This window comes from Janibacter sp. FSL W8-0316 (genome assembly GCF_038004165.1).
In the GTDB taxonomy this organism is placed as follows: Bacteria; Actinomycetota; Actinomycetes; order Actinomycetales; family Dermatophilaceae; genus Janibacter; species Janibacter indicus.
Genome location: NZ_JBBOQX010000001.1, coordinates 655,298 through 670,539 on the forward strand (window position 1 = coordinate 655,298; position 15,242 = coordinate 670,539).

General features: G+C 70.9%; 16 protein-coding genes. 4 read left to right on the forward strand and 12 right to left on the reverse strand.

Annotated elements, in window-relative coordinates; all coding sequences use genetic code 11:
• Positions 1–82 precede the first annotated feature (82 nt).
• Positions 83–838, reverse strand: a complete 756-nt coding sequence (fabI, locus tag NYE39_RS03235; RefSeq protein WP_341011840.1) for an enoyl-ACP reductase FabI — start codon at positions 836–838, stop codon at positions 83–85.
• 47 nt (positions 839–885) lie between these two features.
• Positions 886–1,596, reverse strand: coding sequence for a 3-oxoacyl-ACP reductase FabG (gene fabG / locus NYE39_RS03240; RefSeq protein WP_341011841.1), 711 nt, complete (start codon positions 1,594–1,596; stop codon positions 886–888).
• A 122-nt stretch (positions 1,597–1,718) separates the two neighbouring features.
• Between fabG and NYE39_RS03245 the strand changes: the two genes are divergently transcribed.
• From NYE39_RS03245 to NYE39_RS03255, 3 genes are read left to right on the forward strand one after another with little or no spacing between them, the layout of a single operon-like run.
• Positions 1,719–1,994 carry a DUF3099 domain-containing protein gene (locus tag NYE39_RS03245; protein ID WP_072624657.1) on the forward strand — a complete coding sequence of 92 codons (276 nt, stop codon included), beginning with the start codon at positions 1,719–1,721 and terminating at the stop codon, positions 1,992–1,994.
• Positions 1,994–2,209, forward strand: coding sequence for a hypothetical protein (locus tag NYE39_RS03250; RefSeq protein ID WP_185220237.1), 216 nt, complete (start codon positions 1,994–1,996; stop codon positions 2,207–2,209). The genes NYE39_RS03245 and NYE39_RS03250 overlap by 1 nt, the downstream gene beginning before the upstream one ends.
• Positions 2,209–2,979, forward strand: coding sequence for an SURF1 family cytochrome oxidase biogenesis protein (locus tag NYE39_RS03255; RefSeq protein WP_341011842.1), 771 nt, complete (start codon positions 2,209–2,211; stop codon positions 2,977–2,979). Before NYE39_RS03250 ends, NYE39_RS03255 begins: the two co-directional genes overlap by 1 nt.
• A 37-nt stretch (positions 2,980–3,016) precedes the next feature.
• On the opposite strand, the gene NYE39_RS03260 is transcribed toward NYE39_RS03255, so the two are convergent.
• From NYE39_RS03260 to NYE39_RS03280, 5 genes are all read right to left on the reverse strand, one after another.
• Positions 3,017–4,900 (reverse strand): ABC transporter ATP-binding protein, encoded by a 1,884-nt coding sequence (locus NYE39_RS03260; RefSeq protein WP_445667083.1) that lies wholly within the window; start codon positions 4,898–4,900, stop codon positions 3,017–3,019.
• Positions 4,901–4,980: 80 nt separating this feature from the next.
• Positions 4,981–5,628 carry a sirohydrochlorin chelatase gene (locus NYE39_RS03265; RefSeq protein ID WP_341011843.1) on the reverse strand — a complete coding sequence of 216 codons (648 nt, stop codon included), beginning with the start codon at positions 5,626–5,628 and terminating at the stop codon, positions 4,981–4,983.
• Between the two features lie 4 nt (positions 5,629–5,632).
• The gene (locus tag NYE39_RS03270) at positions 5,633–6,373 is read right to left on the reverse strand and encodes a phosphoadenylyl-sulfate reductase (protein WP_341011844.1); all 741 of its coding nucleotides are present in this window, start codon (positions 6,371–6,373) and stop codon (positions 5,633–5,635) included.
• Positions 6,370–8,019, reverse strand: a complete 1,650-nt coding sequence (locus tag NYE39_RS03275; protein ID WP_341013355.1) for a nitrite/sulfite reductase — start codon at positions 8,017–8,019, stop codon at positions 6,370–6,372. Before NYE39_RS03275 ends, NYE39_RS03270 begins: the two co-directional genes overlap by 4 nt.
• A gap of 89 nt (positions 8,020–8,108) precedes the next feature.
• Entirely contained in the window at positions 8,109–9,707 is a 1,599-nt protein-coding gene (locus tag NYE39_RS03280; RefSeq protein ID WP_341011845.1) for an ABC-F family ATP-binding cassette domain-containing protein, read from the reverse strand.
• Positions 9,708–9,825: 118 nt separating this feature from the next.
• Here NYE39_RS03280 and ypfJ point away from each other — a divergent pair, with 118 nt between their 5' ends.
• Positions 9,826–10,749 carry a KPN_02809 family neutral zinc metallopeptidase gene (gene ypfJ / locus NYE39_RS03285; protein WP_341011846.1) on the forward strand — a complete coding sequence of 308 codons (924 nt, stop codon included), beginning with the start codon at positions 9,826–9,828 and terminating at the stop codon, positions 10,747–10,749.
• 10 nt (positions 10,750–10,759) lie between these two features.
• On the opposite strand, the gene NYE39_RS03290 is transcribed toward ypfJ, so the two are convergent.
• The 5 genes from NYE39_RS03290 to NYE39_RS03310 all read right to left on the reverse strand — a co-directional run bounded on the left by NYE39_RS03290 (position 10,760) and on the right by NYE39_RS03310 (position 15,240).
• Positions 10,760–12,475 (reverse strand): BNR-4 repeat-containing protein, encoded by a 1,716-nt coding sequence (locus NYE39_RS03290; RefSeq protein ID WP_185220240.1) that lies wholly within the window; start codon positions 12,473–12,475, stop codon positions 10,760–10,762.
• Between the two features lie 114 nt (positions 12,476–12,589).
• Entirely contained in the window at positions 12,590–13,150 is a 561-nt protein-coding gene (locus NYE39_RS03295; RefSeq protein WP_185220241.1) for an acVLRF1 family peptidyl-tRNA hydrolase, read from the reverse strand.
• Between the two features lie 13 nt (positions 13,151–13,163).
• A complete protein-coding gene (locus NYE39_RS03300) occupies positions 13,164–13,493 on the reverse strand; it encodes a metal-sulfur cluster assembly factor (protein ID WP_072624667.1) in 330 nt (109 codons plus the stop codon).
• A complete protein-coding gene (gene sufU, locus NYE39_RS03305; protein ID WP_084451629.1) occupies positions 13,490–13,960 on the reverse strand; it encodes a Fe-S cluster assembly sulfur transfer protein SufU in 471 nt (156 codons plus the stop codon). Before sufU ends, NYE39_RS03300 begins: the two co-directional genes overlap by 4 nt.
• A complete protein-coding gene (locus tag NYE39_RS03310; protein WP_341011847.1) occupies positions 13,960–15,240 on the reverse strand; it encodes a SufS family cysteine desulfurase in 1,281 nt (426 codons plus the stop codon). Before NYE39_RS03310 ends, sufU begins: the two co-directional genes overlap by 1 nt.
• Between the last annotated feature and the right edge of the window lie 2 nt (positions 15,241–15,242).

Consider the following 15,242-nt stretch of genomic DNA (forward strand, 5'->3'; position numbering starts at 1 on the left):
GGGTGCCGCCGTCCCCCTTCGACCGGAAGCCGACCCTTCGAGGCGGCCGCCGACGGCCTTCCTCAGGGACCGGGAGAGGGGCTCAGACCCCCATCGCGTGCACGCCACCGTCGACGTGCAGGATCTCGCCGGTCGTCGCGGGGAACCAGTCGGACAGCAGCATCGTGCAGGCCTTGGCCGTGGGCACCGGGTCGTTGACGTCCCAGCCGACGGGCGCCCGGTCGTCCCACGAGTTCTCGAAGGTCTCGAAGCCGGGGATCGACTTCGCCGCGGTCGTGCGGATCGGGCCGGCGGCGACGAGGTTGCAGCGGACCCCCTTCGGGCCGAGGTCGCGGGCGAGGTAGCGGTTGGTCGACTCGAAGGCCGCCTTGGCCACGCCCATCCAGTCGTAGACCGGCCAGGCGAAGCTCGCGTCGAAGGTCAGACCCACGATCGACCCGCCCTCGGTCATCATCGGCAGCGCCGCGACGCCGAGCGCCTTGAGCGAGTAGGCCGAGACGTGGATCGCGGTGCTCACGTCCTCCCACGACGCGTCGAGGAAGGTGAAGGCGCCCTCGGGCGCGAAGCCGATCGAGTGGAGCACGCCGTCGAGTCGCTCGGTGTGCTCACCGATGCGGTCGGCCAGGGCGGCGAGGTCCTCCTCGCTCGTGACGTCGAGCTCGATGACCGGAGCCTCCTGCGGGAGACGCTTGGCGATCGTCTTGGTGATCTTCATCGTCCGGCCGAAGCTGGTGAGGATCACCTGCGCCCCCTGCTCCTGGGCGAGCTTGGCGACGTGGAAGGCGATCGAGGACTCCATGAGGACGCCGGTGATGAGGAAGGTCTTGCCGGTGAGCATCTAGCTGCCTTTCGAAGGGGGGTGCGAGGAGTGCGGTGGCGAAGCGCTCAGTGGCCCATGCCGAGGCCGCCGTCGACGGGGATGACCGCGCCGGAGATGTAGGACGCCTCGTCGGAGGCGAGGAAGGAGATGGCTGCGGCGACCTCGTCGGCCTGCCCATAGCGGCGGGCGGGGATGGCGGCCTGGTACTCGGCCTTGGTCTTGTCGGGCAGCTCGGCCGTCATGTCGGTCTCGATGAACCCGGGCGCGACGACATTGGCGGTGATGCCGCGGGCACCGAGCTCGCGCGTCATCGAGCGGGCGATGCCGACGAGGCCTGACTTCGACGCGGCGTAGTTGGTCTGCCCGGGCGAGCCGTAGAGGCCGACGACGCTGGAGAGCAGGATGACCCGGCCGAAGCGGGCCTTGACCATCGGCGTGGCCGCGCGGCGCACGCACCGGAAGGTCCCGTGGAGGTTGGTGTCGACGACCGAGGAGAACTCCTCGTCCGTCATGCGCATGAGCAGGGTGTCCTTGGTGATGCCCGCGTTGGCGACGAGCACCTCGACGTCACCCTCGAGCTTCTCCTTCGCCGCGGTGAAGGCGGCGTCGACCGACGCGGTGTCGGTGATCTCGCAGGCGACGACGTTCAGACCCTCGACGGGGTCGCCCGATCGCGACGTCACGACGACCCGGTGACCGTCGGCGACCAGCCGTCGCGCGATCGCCTCCCCGATGCCTCGGTTGCCTCCCGTGACGAGCACTCGCCGCGATGTCATGTCTCTCCTTCGTCGGTGGCCGCGTGTGGGTCAGATCACGCACCGTCGACGCTAGAGCACTACCGTCGGGTAGCCCGAACCGGTCCGCAGAGCGCCCAGACACGCGGCGTACCCTTGAGAGCGTGCCGCACGCGTCCGTTCCCTCGGTGACCACCGCACCGATCTCGCTCCAGGAGGAGCAGGCCGGTCGGATGCGCCAGTACCTCGCGACGATGGCGCTGCGCACGGCGTGCTTCGTCGGCGCCTACTTCTTCGAGGGGTGGCTGCGGTGGGTGTGCGTCGGTCTCGCCGTCGTCCTGCCCTACATCGCGGTCGTCCTCGTCAACGCCGTGCGCCCCCGCGTGGCCGACGAGGCCTTCCAGCCCGTGACCGACCACCGCCGGCAGCTGGACGCCTGATGCCGACCGACGAGCTGGTGTGCAGCCGCAAGGCCTGCCGCGACGCCGCGACCCGGGCCGTGCTGTGGCGCAACCCCCGCATCCACGACGAGTCGCGTCGCAAGGTCTGGCTCGCCTGCGCCGAGCACGAGGAGGTCCTGCGCGAGCACCTCGCCATCCGCGGCTTCCCGGTGACGACCTGCGCCCTCGACGAGATCCCGGACGACGCCGGCTGATGCTTCGTCTTGCCCTCACCCCGAGGTGGCTCGGGTGGTTCCTCCTCGTCGTCCTCGCGTCCCTGGCGTGCCTGTGGCTCGGCCAGTGGCAGTGGGGCCGCTACGAGGACAGGTCCGCGCGTGCCGAGCGGATCGAGAGCCACTACGAGGCGGACCCCGTGCCCGTCACCGAGGTCCTCACCGACGATCCGGTCGCCATCGACGACGAGTGGACCCGGGTGCGCGCGACCGGCACCTACGACACCGGTCACCAGGTCCTCGTCCGCAACCGTCCGCTCGACGGCACCTACGGCTACGAGGTGCTCCTCCCCCTTCGGCTCGAGGGCGGCGGCACCCTCCTCGTCGATCGCGGCTGGGTCCCCAACAGCCCGAAGGGGGCGGACGTCGCCCCCGAGGTCCCGGCCGCACCGACCGGCGAGGTGACCGTCACCGGCTGGATCCGCCTGGGCGAGAAGAGCCTTGAGCGCGACATGCCGCGCGGGCAGGTCGCCAGCATCAACCTCGAGGAGGTCTCCGACGAGGTCGGCACCGACCTCCTCGGCGGCTACGTCTCGCTCCAGTCGGAGGACCCCCGCAGCGAGCGACCCGACCCCCTCGCCGTCCCCGACACCGACACCGGGCCCCACATGGCCTATGCGATCCAGTGGTGGCTGGTCATCCCGGCCGGCTGGGTCTTCGTCGTCCTCGCCCTGCGACGCGAGGCGCAGGAGGGCGTCGGCCGCGCCCCCCGGCCCAAGAAGGTGCGCATCTGGGACGAGGAGGACGGCTGAGGGCACCGCCCTGATGTCGGCATCGGCCGACGTCTCGTCACCCGACCTCGACCGGGTCGGCCTCCCCGTCGAACTGCGTGGCGTGGAGCATCGCGTACATCCCGCGGGCAGACAGCAGCTGCTCGTGGGTGCCGCGCTCGACGACCCGCCCACCGTCGACGACGAGGATCTGGTCGGCGGCCCGGATCGTCGACAACCGGTGGGCGATGACGATCGCCGTCCGGCCCTCGAGGGCGGTGTCCAGGGCACGCTGCACGGCGACCTCCGACTCGCTGTCGAGGTGAGCGGTCGCCTCGTCGAGGATGAGCACGGCGGGCGACTTCAGCAGGAGGCGGGCGATGGCGAAGCGCTGCTTCTCTCCCCCGGACAGGCGGTGACCACGGTCGCCGACCACGGTGTCGAGACCGGCCGGCAGCGCCGCGACGAGGGCGTGGATCTGTGCCGCCCGCAGCGCCTGCCACATCTGCTCCTCGGTCGCCTCGGGCTTGGCGTAGGCGAGGTTGGCCCGGATCGTGTCGTGGAAGAGGTGGGCCTCCTGGGTCACCATGCCGACGGTCGAGCTCACCGACTCGATCGTGGCCTCGCGCAGGTCGCGCCCGCCGATGCGCACCGACCCGCTCGTGGGATCGTAGAAGCGGGTCACGAGCGAGGTGATCGTGCTCTTGCCGGCACCACTCGGCCCGACGAGCGCGATGAGCTGCCCCGGTTCGGCGCGCAGGGTCACGCCCTGCAGCACCGGGCCACCCTGCTCGCGGTCGCCGGTCGTGGCGCCCTCGAGGGAGCGCAGCGAGATCGCGTCGGCACCGGGATAGGTGAAGTGGACGTCGTCGAGTTCGACGGACAGGGCCTCGCCCTCGGGCAGCGGCTGCGCGTCGGGTGCCTCGCGGATGCTCGAGGGCATGTCGAGCAGCTCGAAGAGCCGGGCGAAGGAGACGAGCGCCGTGAGGACGTCGACGTGGACGTTGGAGATCGCGGTGAGCGGCCCGTAGAGCCGGGCGAGCAGCGCCGCGAGCGCCAGCAGGGTGCCGACCGTCAGCGTGCCCTCGACGGCCATGAGGCCGCCCACCCCGTAGACCATCGCCGTGGCCAGCGAGGCGAGCGCGGTGAGCATGACGAAGAAGAAGCCCCGGTTGACGGCGATGCGCACCCCGATGTCGCGCACCCGCGCCGCCCGCACGTCGTACTGCTCGATCTCGCGCGCCGGCTGGCCGAAGATCTTGACGAGGAGCGCACCGGCGACGTTGAACCGCTCGGTCATCTGGTTGCCGAGGTCGGCGTTGAGGTTCATCTGCTCGGCGGACAGGCCGGCCAGGCGCCGACCCATCCACTTGGCCGGCAGGACGAAGAAGGGCACGAGGACCAGCGAGGCCAGCGTCAGCTGCCACGAGAGGGCGAACATCGCCCCGAGGATGAGCACCAGCGAGATGACATTGCTGACGACCGACGACAGCACGGTCGTAAAGGCCTGCTGCGCCCCGATGACGTCGCTGTTGAGCCGGGTGACGAGCGCGCCGGTCTGCGCGCGGGTGAAGAAGGCGATCGGCTGGCGCAGCACGTGCGCGAAGACCTCGGTGCGCAGGTGGTGGATCAGCCCCTCCCCGATGCGCGCGGACATCCAGCGCTGCACGAGGCTGGTCACGGCCTCGACGACCGCGATGGCCGCGACGAGCAGGGCCAGGGTGATGACCACCCCGCGGTCCTGCGGGGTGACGCCGTCGTCGATGAGCCGCTGGAGCAGCAGCGGCACCGCGACGACGGTCATCGAGCCGATGGCGACCAGCGTGAGGAAGGCCGCGATGGTGCCCTTGAAGGGTCTGGCATAGCCGAGGACGCGTCGGGCGGTGCCCTTGGGCAGGGGCGTCGAGCGCGCCTTGTCGCCCGAGCTCATGGACTGCATGAGCCCCCAGGCACTGTTGGTCATCATCGTCGTGGTCTCCTCGTCCTTCCGGGACGTCAACCACGGTGCCGCACACGGGATTCCCGTGCACGCAAAGTCGGCCGTCAGCCCAGGACGCGGTGCAGCACCAGCCGGGCCACGGCCTCGGTGTCCGCGAGTCCCCCCGGGACGAAGGGGGACCCCGTCGCCTCGGCGAGAGCCGCGACCTTGTCGTGGAGCACGCCCTCCGCGAGGGTCGCCGGCACGACGACCCGCCCGCTCGTCGCGCCGGCACGGGGTGCGGCGAGGGTCATGCTCAGCCACCCCGGCCGGGGGTGGGCGTCGAGGAGGGTGCGGATGCTCTGACCGGCCTGACCGGAGCTGGACCCGCCGGCGACGAGCAGGGTGGCGCTCCCTTCGTCGTGGCCCGCGGCGCGCAGCCGCTCGCCGACCGCGTCGAGGAGCAGCGGGTGACCGCCGAGCGCACCGACGACCTGTGCTCTCGCTCCGGTCACGCCGAGCGCCCGGACGGCAGCGGGCACGTCGACCCGCGCGTGGAAGGCCGGCGTGATGAGCATCGGGACGACGGTGACGTCGCCATCGAGCCGGGGCCCGAGCTCCTCCGGTCGTGGGTGGTCGTTCTCGATGTAGACGAGGTGGGTGCTCCCCCGGCCGGCCGCCGCCAAGGGCTCGGCGACCCGGGAGCGCAGCCGCTCCAGGGTTGCCGAGTGGCGCGCGTCGGGCGAACCGTGCGCGAGCAGGACCGTCGTCACGCGCTCACGTGTGCAGGCCGCACTCGACCTTGTCCGTGCCCGACCAGCGGCCGGCCCGGGCGTCCTCGCCCTCGGCGACGGGCCGGGTGCACGGGGCGCAGCCGATCGAGGCGTAGCCGCTCTGCCGCAGGGGGTTGAGGAAGACCGACTGCTCGGCTGCGTACTGGTCGACGTCGTCCTGGGTCCAGGCGGCGATCGGGTTGAGCTTGACCATGCCGCGACGCTCGTCCCAGCCGACGACGGTGATGTCGGTGCGGGTCGGGGCGTCCTCGCGGCGCATGCCGGTCACCCAGGCGTCGTGGTCCTCGAGGGCACGGTTGAGCGGCTCGACCTTGCGCATGGCGCAGCACAGGTTGGGGTCCCGGTCGTGCAGCTTGGGGCCGTGCTCGGCGTCCTGCTCGGCGACGGTGAGCCTCGGGTAGATGGTGCGCAGCCGGATCGGCAGCATCGCCTCGTAGGCGTCGCGCGTGCCGAGGGTCTCGGCGAAGTGGTAGCCGGTGTCGAGGAAGAAGACGTCGGCGCCCTCGAGGGTGGTGCCGACGAGGTGCACCAGCACCTCGTCGCCCATCGAGCTGGCGACCGTCAGGCCGTCACCGAAGGTCTCGTGCGCCCAGGTCAGGGCCCGGCGGCCGATCTCGACTCGGCCCTCGTGGGTGTCGCCCAGCTCGGCCTCGAGTGCGGTGAAGAGCTCCTCGCCCTCGCGGGCCAGGTCGCGCAGGCGGTCGGTCTCGAGGTGCGTGGTCATCGGATGTCGTCCTCGTCGGCCCGGCGCACCCACAGGGCGAAGGACTCCCCTTCGTCACGCTGGGCGAGGTAGGTGCGCGCCAGGCGCTCGATGTAGTCGGGCAGGTCGTCGCCGGCGACCTTGAGGGCGCGGGTCTTGCGGGCCAGCGCGGTCTCCTCGGCCAAGGCGCCGCCGAGGTGAACCTGGAAGACCTCCTGGTGGGTGCCGTCCTCGCGCTTGTCGAGCATGCCCTTCAGGCCGACATCGGCAACTTGGCTGCGGGCGCAGCTGTTGGGGCAGCCGTTGAAGTGGATGCTGAAGGGGACGTCGATGCTCAGGCGCTTCTCGAGCTCGTCGACGGTCCACCGGGCGCGGTTCTTGGTGTCGGTCAGGGCCAGCTTGCAGAACTCCAGACCCGTGCACGCGAGGACATTGCGGCGCCACTCGCTGGGGTGGACGTCCAGGTCGATCTCCTTGAGGTCCGTGGCCAGCGCGTCGGCCCGGTCGGGCTCGACGTCGAGGACGAGGATCTTCTGGTGCGGCGTGAAGCGGATCCGCTGGGAGCCGGCCGCCTCGGCGAGATCCGCCAGACGGGTGAGCTTCGTGCCCGTCATGCGGCCGGCGATCGGCGCGGCGCCGACCCACACGCGGCCGTCGACCTGCTCGTGGATGCCGACGTGGTCACGGCGACTCCCCTTCGGCGCGACGGCCTCGGGCCCGTCGACGAGACGGCGGCCGAGGTAGTCGTCCTCGAGGACCCGGCGGAACTTCTCCGCGCCCCAGTCGGCCATGAGGAACTTCAGGCGAGCCTTGTTGCGCAGGCGCCGGTAGCCGTGGTCGCGGAAGATCGACGTGACGCCGTGCCACACGGCCGGCACGTCCTCGACGGGCACCCACACGCCGAGCCGCTGAGCGAAGATCGGCTTGACGGACAGGCCGCCACCGACCCACACATCGAAGCCCGGCCCGTGCTCGGGGTGCTCCACGCCGACGAAGGAGATGTCGTTGATCTCGTGGGCGATGTCGAGGACCGGCGAGCCGGAGATCGCCGTCTTGTACTTGCGCGGCAGGTTGGAGAACTCGGGGCTGCCGATGTACTCGCGCTTGATGATCTCCATGGCCGGTGTGCCGTCGATGATCTCGGCCTTGTCGATGCCGGCGACCGGAGAGCCGAGCATCGTGCGCGGGCAGTCGCCGCAGGCCTCGGTGGTCGACAGGCCCACGGACTCGAGGCGGCGCCAGATCTCCGGCACGTCCTCGATGCGCACCCAGTGCAGCTGGATGTTCTGCCGGTCGGAGACGTCGGCGGTGTCGCGGGCGAACTCGGTGCTGATCCCCGCAACGGTGCGCAGCTGCTCGGTGCTCATCCGACCGCCGTCGCTGCGCACGCGCATCATGAAGTACTCGTCGTCGAGGCCGTCCTCGCCGGTGTGCGTGCCGTCGAGGCCCTGCTTGCGCTGGGTGTAGAGGCCCCACCAGCGGAAGCGACCGGACAGGTCGTCCGGGGCGATCGAGGCGAAGCCGCCCTGCGCGTAGACGTCCTCGATCCGGGCGCGCACGTTGAGCGCGTCGTCCTCCTGCTTGAACTCCTCGTTGTGGTTCAGCGGGGTCCGGTCGCCGTCTGCCCAAGCGCCGGTGGACTTCGTGCGGGTGGGGCGGGTCGTCACAGTCACCCGCCCATCCTACGAGCCACCTTATGGATTGCATAACCGCCTGTTATGCGTCTCACCTGCTGGAGCAGGCCGCACGCGGGCGATCAGGCGAGCGTCACCAGATCGCGGTAGTCCGCGCTGTAGAAGTCCTCCACACCGTCGGGCAGCAGCAGGATCCGCTCCGGCTGCAGGGCGTCGACGGCGCCCTCGTCGTGGGTGACGAGGACGACCGCGCCCTTGAAGGTCGACAGCGCCCCGAGGATCTCCTCGCGGCTGGCCGGGTCGAGGTTGTTGGTCGGCTCGTCGAGGAGCAGGACGTTGGCGCTGGAGACGACGAGGAGGGCGAGCGAGAGCCGGGTCTTCTCCCCGCCGGAGAGCACGCCGGCCGGCTTGTCGACGTCGTCGCCGGTGAAGAGGAAGGAGCCGAGCACCTTGCGCACCTCGGTCTCACCGAGGTCCGGCGCGGCCGACTTCATGTTGGCCAGGACCGACCGGTCGACGTCGAGATTTTCGTGCTCCTGGGCGTAGTAGCCAAGCTTGAGCCCGTGCCCCGGCTCGACCTGTCCGGTGTCCGGTGCGTCGACCCCGGCGAGCATCCGCAGCAGCGTCGTCTTGCCGGCACCGTTGAGCCCGAGGACGACGACCTTGCTCCCCCGGTCGATCGCGAGGTCGACGTCGGTGAAGATCTCGAGGCTCCCGTAGGAGCGGGACAGGCCGGAGGCGCGAAGGGGGGTCCGCCCGCAGGGCGCGGGGTCGGGGAAGCGCAGCTTGGCCACGCGGTCCTGGGTCCGCTCCCCCTCGACGCCGGCGAGCATGCGCTCGGCGCGCTTGATCATCTGCTGCGCCGCGGTGGCCTTGGTCGCCTTGGCCCGCATCTTCTCGGCCTGGTCGAGCAGGGCGCCCGCCTTCTTCTGCGCGTTCTGCAGCTCGCGCTTGCGGCGGCGCTCGTCGGTCTCGCGCTGCTGGAGGTAGTTCTTCCAGCCCATGTTGTACTGATCGATCTCGCAGCGGTTGGCGTCGAGGTGGAAGACGCGGTTGACGACGACCTCGAGCAGGTCGACGTCGTGGCTGATGATGATCAGCCCGCCCTTGTAGTTCTTGAGGTGGTCGCGCAGCCAGGCGATCGAGTCGGCGTCGAGGTGGTTGGTCGGCTCGTCGAGCAGCAGGGTCTCGTTGCCGGAGAAGAGGATGCGGGCGAGCTCCACCCGACGGCGCTGACCACCCGAGAGGGTCTCGAGGCTCTGGTCGAGCCGGGCCTCGTCGATGCCGAGCGCCGAGGCGATGCTCGCGGCCTCGGACTCCGCGGCGTACCCACCCGCCGACTCGAACTCCTCCTGCAGACGGGCGAACCGCGCCATCGCCCGCTCGAGCGTCTCCGGGTCGGCGCTGGCCATCCGCTGCTCGGCCGTCCGGCGGTCGGTGACGATCCGGTCGAGCCCGCGTGCCGAGAGGATGCGCTGCCGGGCCGTGACGGTGAGGTCCCCGGTGCGTGGGTCCTGCGGCAGGTAGCCGATCCCGCCGCTCGCGGTGACGCTGCCGGCCGCCGGCTGACCCTGCCCTGCCAGGACCTTGGTCAGGGTGGTCTTGCCGGCGCCGTTGCGTCCCACGAGGCCGACCCGGTCGCCGGGGGCGACCCGGAAGCTCGCTCCCTCCAGGAGGATCCGGGACCCGGCGCGCAGCTCGATGCCGCTGGCTGTGATCACGGGTGGTTCTCCTGCACGTGCGAGGGGTCGGTCGGCGGCTAGTGTAAGTCGCGCGACCGCGCGTTCCCGCATCGGTTGGTCGCGGCGGTCCGGGCCCGCTCCTGATGGAGGTCAGTACATGAGCATCAACGACAACGCCTCGCTCGACACCTCGCGCATGGGCGGCGGGGGTGGCGGCGGGGGCCGTGGCCCGGTCATCGCCGGGGGTGGCGGCATCGTCGGTGTCATCGTCGTCATCGTCGCGCTGCTCATGGGCGTCAATCCCTCGGACCTCGGTGTCGGAGGACAACCCCAGGAGAGCGCATCGGGCGAGGACACCTGGGTGCAGGACAACTGCAAGACCGGGGCCGACGCCAAGAAGGAGCGCCGCTGCCTGATGGTCCTCGGCGAGAACAGCCTCTACGACTTCTGGAGCGACCAGCCCGACCTGGCCAAGGCCCTCGACGACGCGGGTCAGGACTTCCGCGGGCCCAAGCAGACGGTCGTCTACCAGGGGCAGACGCAGTCCCAGTGCGGCACGGCGAGCAACCAGATCGGTCCCTTCTACTGCCCCCTGGACGAAAAGATCTTCATCGACACCGACTTCTTCGACATCATGGAGAGCCAGCTCGGCGCCGAGGACGGGACCCTCGCCGAGCTCTACGTCCTCGCCCATGAGTACGGCCACCACATCCAGAACGTCTACGGCGTCCTCGAGGAGTCGCAGAAGGACCCGCAGGGCGCCGACTCGGGCGCGGTGCGCGTCGAGCTCATGGCCGACTGCTTCGCGGGCATGTGGATGAAGCACGCGACGCAGACCAAGGACGCCAACGGCGAGGTCCTCATCACCGAGATCAGCGAGGCCGACGTGCGCAATGCCATGGGCGCGGCCAAGTCGGTGGGCGACGACGAGATCCAGAAGAAGTCCGGTGGCGGAGTCAACCCCGAGGGCTGGACCCACGGCTCGGCCAAGGCCCGTCAGGCCTGGCTGCTGCGCGGGATGAAGGCCCACTCGGTCGGCTCGTGCGACACCTTCGAGGTCGCCGACCCCAACAACATCTGAGCCTCCCGAGCTACTTCTTCCTGCCCTCCGACTTGCCGGCGCCCCACTGGCCCTCCGTCGGGGCGAAGACCCACACCGTCGTGCCCTTCGGGTAGTAGCGGTTGATGCTGAACTTCACGTAGCCGGTCGAGCTGGTCCGCGCCGACTTGATGTACTGCTGCGGCTCGCCGGGCTTCTTGACGAGCAGCCAGGTCTTGATGCCGCTGGCAGCCGGCCCCCCAATGCCCTGCTTGACCCGGGCGGAGACGCCCCCACCCGTGGCCCAGGTCTTCGGCCACGTGGCCCGCAGCTCGATCGGCGTCCGCCCGGTCGTCTCGGCGACGATGCCCGTCGAGTAGTCGGTCCAGTCGGTGTAGGAGCCGGTCATCCACATGACCGAGAAGGGCCCCACCGCACCCGCGGGCGCCGCAGGCGTGCGCTGCACGCCCCGCTGGAGGGCGATGGGCCGGGAGAGCCACGACGCGCCCCGGTCGCTCGTCGACAGCTCGGACAGCTGGGTCTCCTCGCCCGCGCGGGTGATGACGTAGGCCGTGTTGGCGTTTCGCGCGTCGAGCGTGATGCCCTCGGGGTACTCCTCCTGCCGCGCGACCGTCCGGGTGGTCCACGAGCCGCTCACGGTGGTCGCCCACTTGTAGGTGTAGCCGCTGCTCCCGGTGGTCCGGTCGGTCGTGGTGAAGGCGACCGTGGGATAGCCACCGGAGCGCAGTCCGAAGTCGTAGACGCGCACCCGACCGTCGAGGCTGCGTCCGTCGTAGATCTGGGTGCCCGAGCGCGGGTAGGCGGGGCGAGCGACGGCCGTGCCGTTGGTCCGACCCAGCTTCTTGGTCGCGGCGTCGTAGGTAAAGTGGTAGAGCGAGTTGTTGACGTCCTGGGCCGGGTGCCCGTCGCTCACGGCCAGATGCATCTGCTTCCAGCCCGAGGAGGCCGCCTCGAGGTAGGGCCAGGTGCGCAGCCCGCCCCCGGAGTTCTTGAAGAGCTGGACGGGAGCGGACCAGTTGACGAGGTCCTTGCTCGTCGAGACGACCCAGTTCTGGTCGGAGTAGCGACGGGTGAGCACGTGGTACTGGTTGCTCACGCCGCGCATCCGGAAGACCTGGACGTACGTCGACTTCGCATTTTCCATGCTCGAGCCCTTGAGCTTGCGCACCGCCGACATCTTCGTGACGTCACCCGCGGTGTTGCTCACGCGGTACTGCACCGGCGCCTTGCCGTGGCCTCCCCAGAAGGCCGCGATCCGCCCGTCAGCCGTCTCGACGAGGCCAGGGACGTTGTGGTCGTCGCGCAGCTGGTACTGGCTCAGCGTCGTCGTGGCCATCCGCTGGTCGGCCTTGCTCAGCGAGGTGAGCATGACCGAGCCCGCCCTGGTGACGTAGGCGAAGTAGGTGTAACGCGAGGTCTGCAGGACCCGCGGGTCGGAGTACCAGGTCCATGCGCCGTTGGAGGTCATCCGCACCGTGCGCGCCTCGAGCGAGTCGGCCGTGGCCGGCGCCGCCGCCACGGGCTGCGCCGGCTGCTCGGCGGTCTGGAGCGACTCGTCGGCCACCGAGTCGGCGACCCGCTGCTGCTGGGCCGTGGCGCGCTGGGTCATCGGCGTGCCCTTGGCGGCGGGCGGGACGGGGTCCGGCGGTGCCTGCTGCGCCTGCGGCGCGGTGGTCGCCGCTGGCGGTGGTGCCGCCACGGCGGCGGTCCCCGTCAGCAGGGCCGCCACGAGGGCGACGGTGGACATGACGGCAGTACGTGAAGAGCGCACGGTGCTTCCCCCGAAGGAATGTGGCAAGGCTCTCCCCGTCCTCGCCTACGCGCGCAGATTACACCCGCCGACGCGCTCCCCTGCGCAGGCTCAGTCGCTGATCTGCAGCCGCACGCACCGGGATCGTCGCGCGGCCTCCTGGAGCACCACAAGCCGCGGGTCGGGCAGGTCCCACAGGGTGCGCTGCGGCAGGTCGCGCAGGTGCGCCAGGCGCGGGTCCTCGAGCACCTGCTCGGCCATCCGCCGGTCGCCTCCGAGGACAAGGGCGTCGACCGCGTCCCGCCCCAGATGACGAAGGGAGATCTCCCGCACCTTGTCGAGCACCCCGTCGGCCTGGTTGCCGCGACGCCGGGCGTAGCGCTGCTGGCTCCACCCGCCCTTCTTCGTCCGGGACTGGACGTAGGCGGTGCCGCACGTGTGGGCGGTGAGGTCACCCCCTTCGTCACGGCCCACGGCGTACCCGCCGCGCCGCACGAGGACCAGACCGATCCGCTGGTGCTCGAAGCGCTCCCCCGTCGCCGTGGCGCCGTCACCGCCGGTGAGCACGACGGTGCCCGGCCCGTCGGCGCGCGTGACGCCGTCGTGCCGGGCACCGAAGCCCTCGACCCACCGGTCGAGCCGAGCCCGGTCGACCTCGACCGTGCGGGTCATCGTGAGGAGTGGCTCAGATGTTGAAGCCGAGCGCGCGCAGCTGCTCGCGACCGTCGTCGGTGATCTTGTCGGGGCCCCACGGCGGCATCCACACCCAGTTGATCCGGGCGTCGGCGACAATGTCCGACAGCGCCCCGTCGACCTGGTCCTCGATGACGTCGGTCAGCGGGCAGGCGGCGGAGGTGAGGGTCATGTCGATGACTGCGTGGTTCTGCGGGTCGACGGTGATGCCGTAGACGAGACCGAGGTCGACGACGTTGATGCCGAGCTCGGGGTCGACGACGTCGCGCAGGGCCTCCTCGACATCGGCGACGTTGCTCGGGGTCGGTGCCTGGGCGGTCATGCGGACTCTCCTTCGGTCGTGCTGGGGACGTCGACGCCGGCCTGGGCCAGGGCGTCGGTGAGGGCCATCCAGCCGAGCAGCGCGCACTTGACGCGTGCCGGGTACTGGGCGACACCGGCCAGGGCGACACCGTCGCCGATGACCTCCTCGTCGCCCGGGTCCTGACCACGGCTGGTCAGCATGTGCCGCATCGCGGCGTGGACGTCCATGGCGTCATGGATCACCTCACCGGTGACCTCCTCGGCGAGGATCGAGGTGCTCGCCATGGAGATCGAGCAGCCCATGGCCTCGTAGGAGATGTCGGTGATGTGGGCGTCGGGGCCGGTGCCGTCGAGGTGGACGCGCAGCGTCACCTCGTCGCCACAGGTCGGGTTGACGTGGTGCACCTCGGCGACGTGCCCCTCACGCAGGCCGTGGCCGACCTTGCGCTTGGAGTGGTCGAGGATGAGCTCCTGGTAGAGGTCCATCAGGCGGCTCCTGCATCGACGCCGAAGATCTCGGGCACCCGGTCGAGCGCGGCCACGAGGGCGTCGATCTCGGCGGGGGTGTTGTAGACGGCCAGCGAGGCGCGGGTGGTCGCCGCGACGCCGAAGCTGCGGTGCAGCGGCCACGCACAGTGGTGGCCGACGCGCACGGCGACGCCCTGGTCGTCGAGGACCTGGCCGACGTCGTGGGCGTGCACCCCGTCGACGACGAAGGAGACGGCCGAGCCGCGGTGGTCGGTGTCGGCGGGGCCGACGAGACGCACCCACGGGCGCTGCGCGAGCGCGTCGAGCAGCCGCGCGGTGAGCGCCTGCTCGTGCTGGGCGATGCGCTCGACGCCGATGTCACGCATCCAGCGCACGGCGGCGCCGAGGCCGATGGCCTGGCTGGTCATCGGCACGCCGGCCTCGAAGCGCGTGGGCGGCGGCGCATAGGTGCTGCCCTCCATGCGCACGATCTCGATCATCGAGCCGCCGGTGAGGAAGGCGGGCATCTGCTCGAGCAGGTCGTAGCGACCCCAGAGCACGCCGATGCCGCTCGGGCCGTACATCTTGTGGCCGGAGAAGGCGAGCAGGTCGACACCCAGCTCGGTGACGTCGACGGGCAGGTGCGGCACCGACTGGCACGCGTCGAGGACCGTGATGGCTCCGACGGCGCGGGCGGCGGCGACGACCCGCGGGACGTCGGTGATGGCGCCGAGGACGTTGGACGCGTGCGTGAAGGCCACGACCTTGGTCCGGTCGGTGACCATCTCGTCGAGCTGGTCGAGGTCGAGCCGGCCCTCGGTCGTCACGCCGATCCAGCGCAGGGTCGCGCCGGTGCGTCGGCACAGCTCCTGCCACGGGATGAGGTTGGCGTGGTGCTCGGCCTCGGTGATGAGCACTTCGTCGCCCTCACCGAGACGAAGGGGGGACCCCGCCTCGGCGTTGGAGAAGGCATAGGCGGCGAGGTTGAGCGCCTCGGTCGCGTTCTTGGCGAAGACCACTTCGCGCGGCTGGGCGCCGATGAGCCCGGCGATGTCGGCCCTGGCGCTCTCGTAGGCCTCGGTGGCCTCCTCGGACAGCGCGTGGGCACCACGGTGCGGCGCGGAGTTGGCGGTGACGAGGAAGTCGCGCTCGGCGTCGAGGACGGCGAGCGGCTTCTGCGAGGTCGCGCCGGAGTCGAGGTAGACCAGCGGCTTGCCCCCGCGCACGGTGCGCTCGAGGATCGGGAACTGACCGCGGATCGCGGCCAGCTCGCCCTCGGGGATCAGCTGCGGCGTCATGG

What these genes read in the sequence shown, in the direction of transcription:
- fabI (WP_341011840.1), bottom strand. Translation starts at nt 838, where the DNA reads ATGCTCACCGGCAAGACCTTCCTCATCACCGGCGTCCTCATGGAGTCC.
- NYE39_RS03250 (WP_185220237.1), top strand. Translation starts at nt 1,994, where the DNA reads ATGCCGACCGACGAGCTGGTGTGCAGCCGCAAGGCCTGCCGCGACGCC.
- NYE39_RS03290 (WP_185220240.1), bottom strand. Translation starts at nt 12,475, where the DNA reads ATGTCCACCGTCGCCCTCGTGGCGGCCCTGCTGACGGGGACCGCCGCC.
- NYE39_RS03255 (WP_341011842.1), top strand. Translation starts at nt 2,209, where the DNA reads ATGCTTCGTCTTGCCCTCACCCCGAGGTGGCTCGGGTGGTTCCTCCTC.
- sufU (WP_084451629.1), bottom strand. Translation starts at nt 13,960, where the DNA reads ATGGACCTCTACCAGGAGCTCATCCTCGACCACTCCAAGCGCAAGGTC.
- NYE39_RS03300 (WP_072624667.1), bottom strand. Translation starts at nt 13,493, where the DNA reads ATGACCGCCCAGGCACCGACCCCGAGCAACGTCGCCGATGTCGAGGAG.
- NYE39_RS03310 (WP_341011847.1), bottom strand. Translation starts at nt 15,240, where the DNA reads ATGACGCCGCAGCTGATCCCCGAGGGCGAGCTGGCCGCGATCCGCGGT.
- fabG (WP_341011841.1), bottom strand. Translation starts at nt 1,596, where the DNA reads ATGACATCGCGGCGAGTGCTCGTCACGGGAGGCAACCGAGGCATCGGG.
- NYE39_RS03270 (WP_341011844.1), bottom strand. Translation starts at nt 6,373, where the DNA reads ATGACCACGCACCTCGAGACCGACCGCCTGCGCGACCTGGCCCGCGAG.
- NYE39_RS03260 (WP_445667083.1), bottom strand. Translation starts at nt 4,900, where the DNA reads ATGACCAACAGTGCCTGGGGGCTCATGCAGTCCATGAGCTCGGGCGAC.
- ypfJ (WP_341011846.1), top strand. Translation starts at nt 9,826, where the DNA reads ATGAGCATCAACGACAACGCCTCGCTCGACACCTCGCGCATGGGCGGC.
- NYE39_RS03295 (WP_185220241.1), bottom strand. Translation starts at nt 13,150, where the DNA reads ATGACCCGCACGGTCGAGGTCGACCGGGCTCGGCTCGACCGGTGGGTC.